Here is a 16109-nt window from a genome sequence, read left to right on the forward strand (position 1 = left end):
ATGACATATAAGCAACCTCAGATTGCAGCATGATTACAGCCCTTTTACTCTTGGTATTTTAGGTTGATTCAGATTGATGCCAAACTTATAATGACTTTATAGTTCAAGCTTAGATAGCTGGAGGGTGACATTATGGCAGCCATTTTAGACAAAATATTTAATCGTTTTGGTGGATTTGAAGATGAATATGAATACGAGGAATCTTATGCACAGGATTCTTATGATGAACCAGAATATGAGGAAGAGCCTATGGAAGAAGAACCTATTACTTCTACAATACGCCGTCCACAAACTTCATCACGTGTAGTTGATTTTAAGTCCAGTAGTCAACAGCAGGTTGTTATCATGCAACCGGCAGACATAGAGTCTGCACAACAGGCATGTGATCATATAAGATCAGGAAAAACTGTTATATGCAATATTGAGAAAATAGATCCTAAGGTAGCACAGCGTGTAATTGATTTTGTTACAGGTGCTGCATATGCTCTTGATGGTAAAGTTTTGCCTGTTTCATCAGTCATCTTTGTTGTTGCACCAAGAAATACTTCTTTGCTTGAAGGCGGCATAGTCGGTCAGAGTATGGATTATGTTAAACAGCAGTCTTCATATGCAAAATAAAATTTGAAATCGATGTTTAGATATTGATTTCAGAGTGAAATTTACATTCATTTTTCTTATTAATAACACACTATAAGGATTATCTCTTGATAATATGGAGATAGTCCTTTTATTTTTTGTTTTTTATCAATATACTGTATTTCTTTTATGATATAATTACCGATACTGGAGGGATATGTTATGAAAATTCTTTCTATAGCTGTGCCATCATATAACTCAGAAGATTACCTGCACCGATGCCTTGATACACTTGTTAGCGGTGGTTCTGATGTAGAGATTATAATTGTAGATGATGGTTCTACAGATAAGACATCTGCAATAGCCTTTGAATATAAAGAAAAATATCCTGATATCGTTCGAGTAGAGGTTAAGGAGAATGGTGGACATGGTTCTGCTGTTAATCGCGGACTTATGGTCGCTACGGGTAAATTTTTCAAGGTTGTAGACAGTGATGACTGGATTGAAAAAGCTGCTTATTTAAGAATTCTTGATTGTCTGCGTACACAACAGGATCTTGATTTGCTGATTACAAACTATGTTTACGAGTATTTCTATAATGGAACAAGCCATACTGTTCATTACCGTAATGTATTCCCGCAGGAGAAAATATTTGGCTGGGAACATATTCATAAATTTAGAGTAAGTCAGCTTTTATTGATGCACAGCATGATCTACCGTACTGAGGTATTGCGTGATTGTGGTCTTCATTTACCTGAACATACATTTTATGTCGATAATGTTGTTGCTTATCAGCCATTACCTTATATAGGTAAAATGATGTATCTTGATGTTGATTTTTACAGGTATTTTATTGGCAGGCCGGATCAGTCTGTGAGTACCGTAAACATGATAAAAAGGATAGATCAGCAGATCAGAGTAACGAAGATGCTTGTATCGCTGTATCATTTGGAGACTGATATATCAGATAGAAAACTCAGACGTTATATGTACAGATATTTATCAATGATGGTTGCTATTTGTCTTGTTCATCTTATTATTTCCAAAGAAGAAGCAAATCTGGCTAAGATACCTGAAATCTGGTCATTCATAAGAAATTATGATCAGAATATGTATAAAAAAATAAGAAGAAGTCAGATTAACCGGGTTGCAAGTCTGCCTGGAAGAAGTGGGCGAATGCTTACCAGAACGGGCTTTTATCTGGCCAGAAAGATATTTAAATTCAGTTCTTAGTTTTTATTACATAAATTCATAAAAAGCGGCTGATTTATGCCGTTTTTTCATATCAGGGGGAACTTAATGGGTATAATAATCGGATTGGATATTGGCGGAAGTACAACCAAAATAGTTGGACTAAAAGAAAAAGAACTGATTGGAACGACTCTGGTCAGAGCAAGTGATCCTGTTGCTTCTGCTTTTGGAGCTTTCGGCAAATTCATGAACGAAAACAATATTGATATTTCTGAAGTAGAAAGAGTAATGGTTACAGGTGTAGGGTCTTCATATCTTACCGGCAGACTTCTGAATATAGATGCAATTAAAACACCTGAGTTTCAGGCGATCGGACTTGGTGGTCTTTACGTTTCAGAACTTGAACAGGCTATTGTTGTCAGTATGGGCACGGGAACTGCTTTTATTAGTGCCTGTCAGGAGGAGGTTGAGCATATTATTGGTTCAGGAGTCGGTGGAGGAACTTTATTGGGTTTATCGAACCGAATGATTAATGTCAGAGACTTCCAGATGTTTACAGATCTTGCCGAAACAGGTGATCTGGCACATATTGATCTCACAATTGGAGATATCAGCCGTCGCGAAATACCAGGATTGTCCTCAGATACAACTGCTTCAAATTTCGGCAAGGTTACGGATACAGCGACAAATTCGGACATTGCCCTAGGTATTGTTAATCTTGTTTTTCAGTCTGTTGGCACTGCGGCCGTACTTTGTGCAAGGCTTAAACAAATAAATCAGATAGTATTCACTGGTAATCTGACTCTTGTGTCTCAGGGCAAAAGAGTACTTGGAGCCTTTTCCAGACTCTATGGAATTGATATAATCGTACCGGATCATGCTGAATTTGCAACTGCGATCGGTGCAGCATTATGCAATCCTGAGACTTTGTAAGATAAGTATAGTATGATTTTTTCAGAATAGGTTAATTTTTCAGTCATCAGAGTATTAAACAATGAATGAGGAGAGTGAATGTATGAAAATTGCTTTTTCAACACTAGGTTGTCCTGAATGGTCGTGGTTGGAAATTACTTCAATGGCCAAGGATCTTGGTTACCAGGGAATAGAAATTCGTGGTCTGGGTCAGGAGATTCGTGCTGCCAGAGCAAAACCTTTTACCGCAGAAGCATTGCCTGAAACTTTAGAAAGACTAAAAAATCTAGGAATCAATCTTACTTGTTTTTCTTCTGATTGCTGTCTTAAGCAGCCGGAAAAAAGACAAGAGATAATGGCTGAAGGTTTTGAATATATTGATCTTGCTGCCAGAGCAGGTGTGCAGTATGTACGTGTTCTAGGTGATCGTGGACCTGCACCGGAAGGTGAGGTTGATGATTCTGTTGTCCTCGAATCTTTACGAGCACTGGCTGATTATGCTTCATGGAGACAGGTAACACTTTTGATAGAAACGAATGGTGTATATGCCCAGTCGAAACGTTTGGCTGCTTTACTGGATACACTTAATCACCAGTCGGTTAGAGTTTTGTGGGATATAAATCATCCATATCGTTTCTTTTCAGAAAAGCCTGAAGAGACTTGGAATAATCTCAAGAAATATATTTCTTATGTTCACGTTAAGGATTCTGTTGTAATAGATGGAAAACTGAAATACCGTATGACCGGATCAGGAGATCTTCCTGTGCGTGAAGCTCTTGATATACTGCATGAAAATGGTTATGAAGGCTATGTTTCACTGGAATGGGTAAAACGCTGGAGTCGTGATCTGGAAGACGCAGCGATCGTTTTTCCTGCTTATGCAACCTGGATGCAAAGTTATCTGGCAGATAAAGCTCACGTCTGCAAGCCCAAAAGTGAAAAAGAACAGCTTAAAACTTCTGCAGATGACAAGGCTGGCAAAAGATTATTTGATAAAGATATTCTCATTGATTTGACAATGGGTGAATTGTTGGAAAAAGTGGCTTGTGAATTTCCTGATCAGTATGCTGTAAAATATATAACTCAGGATTATACACGTACATATAGTGAGTTTCTTAGTGATGTTGATCAGGCTGCCCGAAGTCTGCTGGCAATCGGAGTGAGAAAAGGAGATCATGTTGCTGTATGGGCTACCAATTATCCACAATGGTTGCAGATTTTCTTTGCTGCTGCCAGAATTGGTGCTGTGCTTGTTACTGTAAATACAGCATATAAAATACATGAAGCTGAATATCTTCTTCATCAATCAGATACCCATACCCTGTTCATGATGGACAGTTATAAAGATTCAGATTATGTTTCTATTTTAAACGAAATTTGTCCTGAACTTAAAGAATCCGCACCTGGTCAGCTTAATTCGAAAAAGCTGCCTTTGCTTAAAAATGTAATTAACTTTACGAGTGAACAACCTGGATGCTTCAACTGGAAAAACTTTATAGAACTGGGGCAATCTGTTCCACAAAGCAGAGTAGTGGAAATTGGGAAAACACTTCATCAGGATGATGTGGTAAACATGCAGTACACATCAGGAACAACAGGTTTTCCTAAAGGGGTAATGCTGACACACTATAATATAATAAATAATGGTAAATGCATTGGCGACTGTATGAATTTTACAACAGATGACAGACTGCTGATTCCTGTGCCTTTTTTCCATTGCTTTGGTCTTGTGCTGGCAATTCTTGCTTCTGTCACACATGGTACCACCATGGTTCCTCTTGAGTATTTCCAGCCGGCAAAAGTTCTGGAAGCTATTGATAAAGAAAAGTGTACGGCTATGCATGGTGTGCCAACAATGTTTATTGCCGTACTTGAACATCCTGATTTTAACAAGACAGATTTCTCCAGTATGCGTACCGGTATAATGGCAGGTTCTCCTTGTCCGATCAAAGTTATGCAGGATGTTGTTGATAAGATGAATATGTCAGAAATTACAATTGTTTTCGGACAGACGGAAAGTTCTCCCGGGTGTACACAAAGCCGTGTTGATGATCCGCTTGAAGTTCGTGTTGGTACAGTCGGCAGTGCTCTGCCGGGCGTTACATGCAGAGTAGTTGATCCTGAGACAAACAAAGAAGTTGCCAATGGAACGGCAGGTGAGTTTGTCGCTAAAGGCTATAATATCATGAAAGGTTATTATAAGATGCCTGAGGCAACTGCTGCAGCTATTGATGAAGATGGCTGGTTGCATACTGGTGATCTGGCTGTACGTGATGATAATGGTAATTATAAAATAACCGGTAGAATTAAGGATATGATTATTCGCGGTGGTGAGAATCTTTATCCCAAAGAAATTGAAGATTTTATGTATACACATCCGGAAGTAAAAGATGTTCAGGTGGTAGGTGTGCCTGATAAGACCTATGGTGAGGCTGTTTTGGCTGTTGTAATAAAGAAAGAAGGTTCAACCGTAACTGAAGATGAGCTCAAAGAATTTGTTCGCAGTCATATGGCTAAACATAAAACTCCAAAATATGTACGTTTTATTGATAGTTTCCCAATGACAGGCAGCGGTAAAATTCAGAAATACAAGCTTCGTGAATGGGGTATTGAAGTTTTAAACCTCAAGGAGGCGGCCTCAATTGAAACAGCCTGATTTAGTCAAAAATATTGAAAGCAGTTCTGATGATCTGAACCACGATTCCCGAAAAAAAGGGAATCGTGGCTTGGCTTTGAGAGCTTTTGAGCTCGATATGCTGCGTGGATTAGCCATACTAATGATGATTTTGCACCATTTTATCTTTGATTTACGACATCTTTTAGGTATTGATGTATTTGCTTTTCAGGATACCTGGTGGTTTGATGCCTTGCTGCGACCAGTTTTTTTATTTGTTTTTCTGACCGTATCCGGCATCTGTTGCACTTTTTCGCGAAGTAACAGCAAAAGAGGCTTGAAAATGGCTCTTGCTGCTTTATTGTTTACTTTAGCCACCACGATCGTCTGGCAGATAACCGATATGCAGCTGGCAATATTTTTTAATATTTTACATTTACTGGCTATAGGTACAATCATATATGCTTTGCTGGAAAAATTACTTAAGCAAAAGAGTAATTTGTTTACCTTTTTACTATTGTTTCCGGGAGCGGTGATTATCTGGGCTGCAAGTACTCTTCCTGAGATTCCTGATATTAATACCTATTTGCTTTTGCCGCTGGGTATTTTGCCTCCCGGCAGTGTAGGAATGGGTGATTATATGCCAATTATTCCCTGGTTGGGGTTTTTTCTGATAGGGGCTGCGATTGGCAGATTGTTTTATGCAGACCGGTCTACGCTTTTCCCTGATACTCCTGATTGGATTAATAAAGCGGTAATGCCTCTCAACTGGCTGGGGCGTAATGCATTATGGGTCTATATTTTTCATCAGCCTGTTTTGCTTGTGTTACTGTTTGGTCTGCGTTTTGCCGGTATTATATGAGGAGAAACAATGAATTTAGAAACAATAATATTTGATCTTGATGGTACTTTGCTTGATACGCTGGAAGATTTAGCAGACAGCAGTAATCTGGCTCTCAAAAAAGCAGGACTACAGGCTTTGCCTATTGAAGAGTTCAAGCAGCATATTGGTTCTGGAGCACGCAATCTTATTGCATCTGCGATAGCATCTTCCAAAACGTCAATCAGTGGCAGCAGGATCAGGCCGGAAGAAATAGAGGATAGCTTTGTAGACAGGATATTGACAGAATATCGAAAAATATATGCTGCAGATTGGGCGAAAAAGACAAAACCATACCCAGGAGTAAAGGAAATGCTCAGATTGTTAAAAATGAAAGGCATAAAGCTGGCTTTGCTTTCAAATAAACCTGATGATTTTACGACCTTGATGGTAGAGCATTATTTTGATAAAACAATTTTTGATCGGGTTTATGGACTGAAAGATCCCTGGCCTCCTAAACCAGATCCGGCTCTTGCCTTGAATATCTGTCGTCAGATAAATGCAGATCCGCAAAAAACAGCTTTGATAGGTGATTCCGGATCAGATATGGAAACAGCAGTAAATGCTGGATTATTACCGTGGGGTGTGACCTGGGGATTTCGCAGTAAAGAAGAGCTGTTGAATGGTGGAGCAAGCAAACTTTTTTACTCAGCTGTGGAAATAGCGGAGTTTGTCAAATAAAAGCAGGAGTTATGTTTATGAAACAAAAAACAGAAACAAAACAGTCAAATAAAAGCAGATTTTGTATCTGGTTTTTCTATCTGGGCTGGATTTTACCTGTTGTCATTTCCATTGCTGCACAGCGGATACTGGCAAATTTCCCTGTTTTTGTAGAAAATATTTATACAAGAGGTATATTTTATTTTATTTCGTGGCCCTTCTTGAGAATAAGCTCATTATTCCCATTTTCTTTAACCGAAGCTGTGGTAGTTCTTTTGCTACCTGCCTTGATAGCTTTTATCATAGTAGCAGTAATCAGGTTGAAAAAAAACAAACAGAACAGGCGGCAAAGAATAGTAAGTGTAATGGCTAAAATTGCCTGGACTGCAGCTGTTATGCTGTTTGTGTTTATGCTTATGCATGGCTTTAACTATGCTAGAATGCCTGTTGCAGATAGTTTTGATCTGCCGGTAAAAGAGCGGCCGGCAGAAGATCTTACTGAGATGGCAATATGGCTGGCACAAGAAGCCTCTGCTATCAGAGAAAACAGTATGGAAGATGAAAACGGTGTTTTTGTTTTAAGCAAATCACTAGCGGAAACAATGAAAGATGTAAACACTGCTTATGATAATGCTCAGAAGGACTGGCCTGCTCTCAAGGGACATTCCATAAGACCCAAAGGTGTTTTGCTTTCGCATTACTGGTCTTATACAGGCATAACAGGGGTATACAATCCCTGGTTTGTTGAAGCAAATGTTAATATTGATCAATCAGAATATTCTATACCGGATACTGTAGCACATGAAGTCGCTCATACAAGGGGGTTTGCCCGTGAAGATGAAGCAAATTTTATTGCTTTTCTCACAGGTCTTTACTCAGATAATGATGATTACAGATACTCTGTTATGATTAATACCTGGGTAAGAATCAGCAACCGTCTTTATTCACTGGATCAGGAAGCTTATCAGAAAGCTTTGGAGCCTTTAAGTGAAGCTATGCGCAGAGATCTGAATGCTAACAGACTTTACTGGCAGCAGTTTGAAGGTCCTGTCAAAGAAGTTTCCAATCAGGCGAATAATCTTTATCTTCAGGCTAATATGCAAACTGATGGTGTTCGCAGCTATGGACGCATGATTGATCTTGCCCTTGCCTGGTATGAATTGGAACGGAATTGATTAAGGAGAAACAATGCCCACAGTAATTATGATGAATCATCAGGAAAAGGAATCTTTGGCTGAGATTTTACGTCTTTTTTTTGGTGATTGTGAATTGGTTGCAGATAATAAACTTGTCGCAGGTGATGCTTCAACTCCAATTATTATCAGTAAAGTATCACATAATGATAATAGAATTTTAAATCAAGACGATATTTCTACCGCTCAGGATAATTTTGTTTCGGTAATTACGAGTTGTGATGGTCTTTCAGATATCAGCAGCAATCCTGCACCTGATAAAATCAGACGAGAAATAAAAAGACAGCTTTATTGTCAACTGGAAAAACTGACAAGTGTCAGTTTTCCTTGGGGATCTCTGACAGGTGTGCGTCCAACCATGATTATTTCAGAGGTTTGGCAAAATACTGACTATAATAGAAAAGCAACTCTTGAAATATTGACTGATTTCTGGAGATTAAGCCCTGAAAAAGCTAAACTTGGTCTGGAGACAGCTTTAGCAGAAAATTCTTTGCTGACAAAAGCTGATCAAAACGATCTTTTTGTTTATATAGGAATACCTTTTTGCCCTACAAGGTGCTCGTATTGTAGTTTTATTTCGAGAGATGCAAAAAGACAGGAAGCTTTTTTGGCCCCTTATGTTGATGCTGTTATTGAAGAGACTAAACAGGTTTTCGCCAATATAAACCGACCGGTAAAAGCAATATATATTGGTGGAGGTACTCCTACAAGCTTACCTGAATCAGATTTTTACCGTCTTTTGGAAGGCATTGCCAGATATATTCCCCTTAAAGACTGTGAGGAATGGACAGTTGAAGCCGGCAGACCAGATACTGTAACAGATAATAAGCTAAAAATGATACGGCAGGCGGGAGCAGATAGAATCTGTATAAATCCACAGACTATGCATGATTTTACTTTGGAAAAAATTGGACGTTGTCATACAACCAGACAAACCATTGACGCATTCTCTTTAGCCAGAAAAAATGGTTTCAAACATATAAACATGGATTTGATAGCAGGTTTGCCAGGAGAAAAACCTGATGATCTGCTTGATTCTGTAAGACAGATCATTGATCTGTCACCTGAAAGTATAACCTTGCATTCATTGGCAATAAAAAGAAGTGCCTGGCTGCAGCAAAATCCTGAACAGTTAGTTACAGCTTTGAATTTGCCTGATCATAAGCTTATAGATGCCGTGGAAGATACTTTTACTGTTTTTCAATTATATAATTATTTGCCATATTATTTATATAGGCAGAAGGATGTAGTTTCAGGACTTGAAAATACCGGATTTGCCCGTCCAGGCAAGGCATGTCTTTATAATGTCGCAATGATGAGCGATAAATTCGATGTAATTGGTATTGGCAGTGGAGCAATCAGCAAAAAAGTTATTGGTTCCAGAGTAAAAAGATCCCCTAACAGCAAAGATCTTCTGAATTATCAGCAAAGAGTGACCGAACTTGCTGACCGTAAGTTAAAACTTTTTTCTCAGGGATAATTTAACTTTGTAAATAAAGATGATTCAGTTTCTAAACAAAATGTTAGTTGCTGTTAAGACTTATTGTAACTATTTCAGGTGGATTGAAAAATCTGGCATGAATCAGTACCGTGCCTAATCCGCCCGTTACAACTATTTTGCTTTGAGGATTATCTGAAATCAGATATAGACCTCTTGTATAATGCTCTCCCTGATGTACCTTCATCAATGGTATACCAAACAAGGTAATCTGACCATTATGTGAATGCCCTGATAAAATAAGATCAAGATTTTTTACCCGGTCTGAAGTTTCATATTCCGGCAAATAATCGGGTTGGTGCATCAGCATGATTCTAAAAAGATCATCTTCATTGACATTGCTGTAATTGTTCTCGTTTTCTAAAGGCTGATCCATCGTAAAATCGAGATCAGGACTACCAAAATAACTCTCATCAAGTCCGCCTATCCAGACTTCGTCAACAACAACAGCCTGATTGATCAGGACTTTGAATCCTGCAGCTTCAAGCCATTCAATAGATGTCTGTAGTTCGTGATTCAATCTGTTATCATGATTACCAATGACCGCAAATTTACCCAGGGGTGCATCAAGTCTTGAAAGTTGTTCAATAATTTCTCTGGCAAAATCAATATCATCAAGAGGTGTAGAGCTGTCGACAAGATCTCCGCCATAGAAAATGATATCTGGATTTTCTGCCATTAGTTTATCAACAGCCTTTGCCAGTTGCTGACCATTATATCCAGGCCCGGCATGCACATCGGAAAAGAAACCGATAGTTTTCCCCTGCCATTGAGCCGGCAGCTGGTCAGAATTCAAGGAATAATTCCTATGAACAACAAGACGTGTTTCGATCTGGAAAGCCCATAATAGAGCTGCAGCAGCTGCAAAAACTATAATTACAAGTGTTATTGGTATCCATTTATAATTTCTTTTTTTTCTTGATTTTCTATTTAACATAGTAATAATATTCCGTAAAATAATAGAAACTGTCAAGTAAAAAAAACATTTCAAGAGCAGAACGACGCAAAGAAGTGAATACTTGACAAATTGTCTGTAGCAAACATATAATTTACTCTGTTTATATATGCATGTATTTATCTGCAAAGAATTAATATATGTTATCATAAGCGATAAGGCAATGACTGGAACAGTAGACTGCTGTCGTAGTCTCAGCGAATGTGGGATGGTGTAAGCCACATGACTGCAGGCAGATTGAAAATCATCCACGAGCTGTCCGGGCGAAAATTGAGACAGATACAACTGCTTCTGATTAATAAGAGACAGAAGTCATAACGGGATTAACTTAAAGAAACCGTCTGACTGTATCTTCCTTGTATGAGTAGTTCGTACCGGCATAACTGGACAAATAGAGCGTTCAGTTCCCCGTTATAGGAGGCGAGATAATTGGAATGTGACATGTCTGTCCACATGTAAGCCATAAACCGGCAATATATGGATGGTATAAGTATTACATGTCTCTGTTTCAATTGTGTACGGGTGGTACCGCGCTTATTGGCGCCCCGTTACGGGGGCGTCTTTTTTGTATTTTAAGGAGGCTGATTATGTATAAGAAAGTAACTTCGGACATGAGTTTTGTGCAAAGAGAAAAAGAAATACTCTCTTTCTGGAAACAGGAAAATATTTTCCAGAAGTCCATGGATCAGAGAACAGATGGTGAGACTTTTACATTTTACGATGGGCCGCCTACTGCTAATGGCAAGCCTCATATCGGACATATATTGACAAGGGTTATTAAGGATATTATTCCCAGATACAAGACCATGAAAGGTTATCATGTTCTTAGAAAAGCAGGCTGGGATACACATGGTCTGCCTGTTGAACTGGAAGTAGAAAAACTTCTGGGAATAGATGGTAAAAATGAAATTGAAGCTTATGGAGTTGAACCATTTATTCGCCAGTGTAAAGAGAGTGTCTGGAAATATAAGCAGGAATGGGAATTGATGTCCGACCGTGTTGGTTTCTGGGCAGACATGGAAGATCCTTATGTCACGTATGAGAATAATTATATTGAATCTGAATGGTGGGCTTTGAAACAGATTTGGGATAAAGGCCTTTTGTATAAAGGTCATAAAATAGTTCCTTATTGTCCTCGTTGCGGTACTGCTTTGTCCTCGCATGAAGTGGCACAGGGTTATCAGGATGTAAAAGAAAACTCTGTTTACGTTAGATTTAAGGTTTCCGATGAGGCTGATACATATTTTGCTGTTTGGACAACTACTCCCTGGACTCTTCCTTCCAACGTAGCCTTATGCGTAAATGCCGATGAAGATTATGTTCTTGTTTCCGTTCATCAGGATGTTGATGGCACAGAAAGAGAAGTACGTTATTATTTGGCAGAAAGCCTTGTTCCTTCGGTTTTAGGCGAGCATTTCCATATTATTAAACGTATGCCTGGAAGTGAGCTTGTAGGTAAAAGCTATGAGCCTTTACTGCCTTATGCAGACAGGCAGGTTCAAGCCTCTGGTAAAAAAGCCTTCTTTGTAACTGCAGATGATTATGTAACCTTAAGTGATGGTACAGGCATTGTTCATATTGCACCTGCTTTTGGTGAAGATGATGCCAGAGTAGGACGTGCAAATGATTTGCCTTTTGTTCAGCTGGTAAAAGAAGACGGTACAATGCCTGAAGATGTAACTGATTTTGCCGGTGTTTTCTGTAAAGAAGCAGATGCAGGCATAACAAAGAAGCTAAAGCAAATGTTAAGGCTTATCAAAAAAGTCCCTTATGAGCACAGCTATCCATTTTGCTGGCGCTGTGATACTGCTCTTATTTATTATGCGCGGAATTCATGGTTTATCAGCATGACAAAAATGCGTGAAAACCTGATGAAAAATAATGCCACGGTAAACTGGATACCTGAATCAATCGGCACAGGACGTTTTGGCAATTTCCTTGATAATGTTGTGGATTGGGGTATTTCCCGCGAACGTTACTGGGGAACACCTCTGCCTATATGGGAATGCGGATGTGGACACAGACATATGATCGGAAGTATTGCTGAGCTAAAAGAGTTATCGGATGACTGTCCAGAGGAAATTGAACTACATAAACCATATATAGATGAAGTTCATATTCGTTGCAGTGAATGCGGCGGGCAGATGAAGCGAGTAAGTGAAGTTATAGACTGCTGGTTTGATTCCGGTTCTATGCCTTTTGCCCAATGGCATTATCCGTTTGAAAATAAAGAAATATTCGAACAGAATTTCCCTGCAAACTTTATTTCTGAAGCTCTTGATCAGACTCGTGGTTGGTTTTATACTCTTATGGCTATCGGTACTTTGATTTTTGACAAATCACCGTACGAAAATGTTATTGTGCTCGGTCTTGTTCAAGACAAAAATGGTCAGAAAATGTCAAAGCATAAAGGCAATGTTGTAGATCCATGGGAAGTTCTCGAGAAACAAGGTGCAGATGCTGTGCGCTGGTATTTCTATACCAACAGCTCACCCTGGTTGCCTTCAAGATTCTATGAAGATGCAGTTAGTGAAGCTCAGAGAAAGTTTATGGGTACTCTTTGGAATACTTATGCATTCTATATTTTATATGCCAATATAGATAAATTTGATCCGACAGCATACAAACTCAAAACAGATAATCTTTGTGTTATGGATAAATGGGTTCTGAGTCGCCTTAATTCACTTGTGGCATCTGTTGACTCACAGCTTGAACGTTATGATATCACTACTTCGGCAAGAGCCATACAGCAATTCACCGACGATTTATCTAACTGGTATGTTCGTCGAGGCCGCGAAAGATACTGGCAGTCAGATATGAATCAGGACAAGATAGATGCTTATATGACTCTTTATACTGTTCTTGAGACATTAACAAGACTGAGTGCAGTTTACATTCCGTTTATGGCAGAAGAAATCTATCGCAACCTGGTTCTAAGCCACAAGCCAGAAGCTCCGCAAAGTGTGCATCTTTGTGATTTCCCGACTGCAGACGAGAGTCTGGTCGATCCTGAACTGGAAAAAAACATGGCTGAAGTTCTCAAGCTTGTAGTTATGGGAAGAGCAGCCAGAAATATGGCAGCTATTAAAAACCGTCAGCCACTGGCAAAAATGCTGGTAGTCTCGCCTTATCAACTGCCACTTGAATTCCGTAGTCTTGTTACGGAAGAACTTAATATAAGAGAAATTGTTTATACCGATGATCAGAGCTCTCTTCAGGATTACAGATTCAAACCACAGCTTAAAACACTTGGTAAACGTCTCGGGAAGCTTATTCCAAAGGTTAGTGCTGCTTTGGCTGAGATGCCAGGTCAAAAAACAATGTCAATACTTAAAGCTAATGGTAAAATCAATCTCTTTGTTGAAAATCAGGAAATTGAACTTGCGGAAGATGATCTGCTTATAGAGACTATACAGGCAGAGGGTCTGGCAACAGAAAGTGACCGTGATATAACGATTGCCCTTGACACAAAACTTACACCAGACTTAATCGAAGATGGTTATGTCAGAGAGATAATTAGTAAAGTACAGACCATGCGAAAAGAAAGCGGTTTTGAAGTTATGGATCGCATAATGCTTTCACTTGGTCAGCAAGAAACTCTCACTCCTGTAGTAGAAAGAAATTCCGAATTCATTTGCGAGGAAGTTCTTGCAGACTCAATTTCAAAACTTGCCGACGACGAAGGCAAAGAGTGGGATATTAATGGTGAAAAACTTAGAATAGCGGTCAAAAAAGTTTGATAGGCAAAGATAATATCTGATTATTTTACCGCTAAAAGGAGCGTGGAAATGTTCAAAAAATTTAACTGGAGACAGCTGGCATTTATGAGTATGCCGGTAACCAGTATGAGTCTTTTATATGGTATGAGGAATGGCTTTGATATAGTAACTCTTTTGATTACTATATTGGTTCTTGCTATTTCATTGTCTTTTCATGAAATGGCTCATGCCTGGTCTGCCAATCGGCTCGGAGATGATACCGCTGCTTTGCAGGGGCGTTTGACAATGAATCCGATAGCTCATTTAGATCCTATAGGCTCTCTGGTTTTTCTTCTTGCTGGTATTGGCTGGGCAAAACCTGTGCCTATTAATCCATCAAGATTTTCTAAAAGTAAAACCATCAAGCAAGGAATAATGCTTACCAGCCTTGCAGGTCCGATGTCAAATCTTTTTTTAGCAGCCGTAAGTCTTATTATATTAAATATTATTTTGACTTTCTTCTTACTTTTTGGTGCTGTAGATAACGCTATGACAGATGTTTTGATACAGCTAAGATTTTTCATGTTTTCAGCAAATGTAACGCTTGCTGTTTTTAACCTTTTACCTGTGCCGCCTTTAGATGGCTATAAGATATTTGGTTCAATGCTGCCAGATAGGATATACTACAAAATAATGGGATATGAACGTTACATCGGTATGGTTTTTCTGCTTTTGATACTATTCGGCAGAGGAGTATTAGGAACCATATTAAGCATCATTAGATTGCCTTTTGAAATTGTAATCCTGCAGCCTATTATGTGGGTTTTTAATCAGATATGGTCATTGATTATATAAAAGGCGGTTTTAGAACATTTTATAAAATTTTTAACAGAAATAGCGGGGGATATATAAATGAGCAAAAAAACAGTTTTAAGTGGTGCCAGACCGACAGGCGCTATCCATCTTGGTAATTATTTTGGCGCACTTCATAACTGGGTGGGATTACAGGATAAATATGACTGTCACTTTTTTATTGCCGACTGGCATGCTTTAACCACCGGATACGCAGAAACGGATGAGTTAAAGCAAAACTGTATCAGTCTGATGGCTGATTTTATTGCCTGTGGTCTTGATCCGGAAAAAGCCACAATATTCATGCAGTCGCTGGTGCCCGAGCATGCCGAATTATTTTTGCTCTTTTCCATGAATACACCTTTGTCGTGGCTGGAACGCTGCCCCACATACAAAGATCAGCTTAATCAGCTTAAAGAAAAAGATATAACTACATATGGTTTTCTAGGCTATCCATGTCTTCAGGCAGCAGATATTTTGATGTATATGGCTGATTATGTGCCTGTTGGAGAAGATCAGCTGCCACATCTTGAATTAACCAGAGAGATAGCACGTAGATTTAATCATTTATACGGCAAAACATTCCCGGAACCTCAGCCTCTTTTGACTGCTGCCAAAGTTTTGCCAGGAACAGATGGGCGCAAAATGTCAAAAAGCTACGGCAATACAATAGCATTTGCCGATACTCCTGAAGAAGTTAGAAAAAAAGTTATGGGCATGATAACTGATCCATCCAGAATCAGAAAAACTGATCCTGGACATCCTGAAGTGTGTTCAGTATTTTCTTTCCATAAAGTATTTAGTGAAATTGAGTTGGATTCGATTGAATCACAATGCCGGGCTGGTGAAATAGGTTGTGTCCAGTGTAAAAAGAATCTGGCAGAAAAATTAGCTGCTTTCCATACTCCAATTCACGAAAAAAGAACAGAATTGATGAAAAATCCAGAAGTTTTGCAGAATTATATTGAAAAAGGATCTGCAAAAGCAAGAGTAAAAGCTAGTGAAACTATGGCTAAAGTCAGAACTATGGTAAAAATAGGTATTTAGTAAGATATTGTGATTACACATGCAGCAGCAGGA

Annotated in this window: 12 protein-coding genes; 11 read left to right on the forward strand and 1 reads right to left on the reverse strand. The window is 38.9% G+C overall.

The window, feature by feature from the left end; translation table 11 throughout:
- The first annotated feature begins 132 nt into the window (after positions 1 to 132).
- The 8 genes from AC0KSB_RS10140 (at position 133) to hemZ (ending at position 9506) form a co-directional block, all read left to right on the forward strand.
- On the forward strand, positions 133 to 618 hold the full coding sequence (locus tag AC0KSB_RS10140) for a cell division protein SepF (protein ID WP_472308884.1): 486 nt from the start codon (positions 133 to 135) through the stop codon (positions 616 to 618).
- Positions 619 to 798: 180 nt separating this feature from the next.
- On the forward strand, positions 799 to 1809 hold the full coding sequence (locus AC0KSB_RS10145) for a glycosyltransferase family A protein (protein ID WP_472308886.1): 1011 nt from the start codon (positions 799 to 801) through the stop codon (positions 1807 to 1809).
- A gap of 66 nt (positions 1810 to 1875) precedes the next feature.
- Positions 1876 to 2700, forward strand: a complete 825-nt coding sequence (gene coaW / locus AC0KSB_RS10150; protein ID WP_472308888.1) for a type II pantothenate kinase — start codon at positions 1876 to 1878, stop codon at positions 2698 to 2700.
- 82 nt (positions 2701 to 2782) lie between these two features.
- Positions 2783 to 5335: an AMP-binding protein gene (locus tag AC0KSB_RS10155; protein WP_472308890.1), complete on the forward strand. Its 2553-nt coding sequence runs from the start codon at positions 2783 to 2785 to the stop codon at positions 5333 to 5335.
- Positions 5322 to 6155, forward strand: coding sequence for a heparan-alpha-glucosaminide N-acetyltransferase domain-containing protein (locus AC0KSB_RS10160; protein ID WP_472308892.1), 834 nt, complete (start codon positions 5322 to 5324; stop codon positions 6153 to 6155). Before AC0KSB_RS10155 ends, AC0KSB_RS10160 begins: the two co-directional genes overlap by 14 nt.
- Before the next feature lie 9 nt (positions 6156 to 6164).
- On the forward strand, positions 6165 to 6854 hold the full coding sequence (locus AC0KSB_RS10165; RefSeq protein WP_472308894.1) for an HAD family hydrolase: 690 nt from the start codon (positions 6165 to 6167) through the stop codon (positions 6852 to 6854).
- Positions 6855 to 6871: 17 nt separating this feature from the next.
- Positions 6872 to 8008: a DUF3810 domain-containing protein gene (locus tag AC0KSB_RS10170; protein ID WP_472308896.1), complete on the forward strand. Its 1137-nt coding sequence runs from the start codon at positions 6872 to 6874 to the stop codon at positions 8006 to 8008.
- Positions 8009 to 8021: 13 nt separating this feature from the next.
- Positions 8022 to 9506, forward strand: a complete 1485-nt coding sequence (gene hemZ, locus AC0KSB_RS10175) for a coproporphyrinogen dehydrogenase HemZ (protein ID WP_472308898.1) — start codon at positions 8022 to 8024, stop codon at positions 9504 to 9506.
- Between the two features lie 43 nt (positions 9507 to 9549).
- Here the strand turns inward: hemZ and AC0KSB_RS10180 are convergent, their stop codons facing one another.
- Positions 9550 to 10461 (reverse strand): metallophosphoesterase, encoded by a 912-nt coding sequence (locus AC0KSB_RS10180; RefSeq protein WP_472308900.1) that lies wholly within the window; start codon positions 10459 to 10461, stop codon positions 9550 to 9552.
- A 605-nt stretch (positions 10462 to 11066) separates the two neighbouring features.
- Between AC0KSB_RS10180 and ileS the strand changes: the two genes are divergently transcribed.
- Genes ileS through trpS form a run of 3 tightly spaced genes read left to right on the forward strand, consistent with a single transcriptional unit; the run spans position 11067 to position 16076 of the window.
- Positions 11067 to 14219 (forward strand): isoleucine--tRNA ligase, encoded by a 3153-nt coding sequence (gene ileS, locus AC0KSB_RS10185; protein WP_472308902.1) that lies wholly within the window; start codon positions 11067 to 11069, stop codon positions 14217 to 14219.
- A 48-nt stretch (positions 14220 to 14267) separates the two neighbouring features.
- Complete coding sequence (locus tag AC0KSB_RS10190) at positions 14268 to 15032, forward strand: site-2 protease family protein (RefSeq protein WP_472308904.1); 765 nt, start codon at positions 14268 to 14270, stop codon at positions 15030 to 15032.
- Between the two features lie 57 nt (positions 15033 to 15089).
- Positions 15090 to 16076, forward strand: coding sequence for a tryptophan--tRNA ligase (gene trpS, locus AC0KSB_RS10195; protein ID WP_472308906.1), 987 nt, complete (start codon positions 15090 to 15092; stop codon positions 16074 to 16076).
- The last annotated feature ends 33 nt before the right edge of the window (positions 16077 to 16109 follow it).

The sequence above is a fragment of the Ercella succinigenes genome (assembly GCF_900002895.1).